1 protein-coding gene is annotated in these 1,438 nt (G+C 73.8%); it reads right to left on the bottom strand.

Annotated elements, in window-relative coordinates; genetic code table 11:
* Window positions 1–431: 431 nt before the first annotated feature.
* A partial coding sequence (locus tag H5J29_RS32570) for an SPL family radical SAM protein (RefSeq protein ID WP_312858506.1) occupies window positions 432–1,438 on the bottom strand: 1,007 nt, incomplete at its 5' end.

Below are 1,438 nucleotides of genomic sequence, written 5' to 3'. Positions count from 1 at the left end.
GTCTCGGGCACGGCGCAGCGCCCGTCGGACGGCCGAGTCCGCCGGGGCGGGCTCGGCGGGCGGGGTGGGGACGGGCGAGGGGAGCGACTCGGCCATGTCCCTACAGTAGGTCGGCCTCGCGCCGGGGGCGAACGGCGAGATCGTCACAGGTGGCCGCGGGAATACGGTCGCGAGGAGTCTGCTGAAGGACCACGGCCTTCTGCGCGCCGCCCGCACTGCGTTGTCGGCCTCGGGCGCACACCACCCGGACGCCGCTCGCGACGGCCGAGGCCTCCTGGTGTCCGGCACCGCGAGTCCGCTGCCCAGCTCGGCGGATTCAGGTTCTCGCAGGTCAGGCAGCCGGCTCGTACCGGCCGTACTCGCCGGACCGGCAACGCCGCCCGCGTGGGCCTGGGCCGTCGGGACATGTGGCGGGCTCGCGGTGCGGGACATTACGTCCAGTAGAGAACGCGGCAGGAGGGGACGCGGTCGGCCAGGGTGTCGGTGAACCAGGTGCGGAGCTCGGTCATGGTCTCGGGCGGGTAGACGAACTTGGTGGCGCCGAACCTCCCGCGCTTGCGGGTGCGCAGCTCCTCGTCCATCTCCAACCGGGTGCGCGGGTACCAGCCCAGCAGCACCTCCTTGCTGCCCGGCGTGAACCGGTGCGTGATCAGCTCCGCGGTCAGGTCCAGGTCCGGGATCCCGTCGACGGCGGCGGCGACCGCGTCGAGCAGGGCGCCGTACTCCGTGCGCCAGTCCGGCACGGTCATGATCGGGGCGATCGTCAGCCCGACCGGGTAGCCCGCCAGCGCGAGGGTGCGCAGTGCGGCGAGCCGGTCGGACACGCGACCGGTCCCGCCCTCGAACCGACCGCTGACGGCGGGCGCGTTCACGCTGAACCGGACCCGGGTCCGACCGGCGTGCGGGAGGTCGACGAAGGAGCCCACGTCCGCGAACTTCGTGGTCCAGCGCAGCTGCACCGGCGCCTCCCACTCGCCGAAGTGCTCCGTCGCCCGACGCCAGCTCCCGGTGAGGTGCTCCAGGGCGAGCGGATCGGTGTAGCAGGAGGCCTCGAACGTGGTGCCCTCCTCCCGACGGGCGGCCCGCCTGCTCGTGATCGTGCCGCGGCCCTCGTAGCCGGCCAGGTTGTCGAGGATCTCGTCGAGGTCGGCGTAGACCCGGGTCACGGGCGGACCGGAGAGCGAGCCCGCGAGGTAGCAGTACTGGCAGTGCGCCGGGCAGCCCTCCGCCAGGTCGACGCGCCAGTCGGCGCTGGGCGCGATGGGCTGCAGCGTCCGCCGCGACGGCGGGCTCACCACGACGGCCATCGTGGACTTCGCCCGGGCGTAGGTCTCCCGGTCGGTCTCGCCGCGGACGCCGGTCAGCCGGTTGCCGCGCAGCCGTTCGACCTCCAGGCCCAGCGCCTCGACGCGGGCCATGATCCGCAGGCCGTGCGGAT

It is taken from the genome of Pseudonocardia pini (assembly GCF_013870575.1).
Classification (GTDB): Bacteria; Actinomycetota; Actinomycetes; order Mycobacteriales; family Pseudonocardiaceae; genus Pseudonocardia; species Pseudonocardia pini.
Note: the sequence above shows the minus strand (reverse complement) of the source record. Positions and strands in the feature narration are given on the sequence as shown.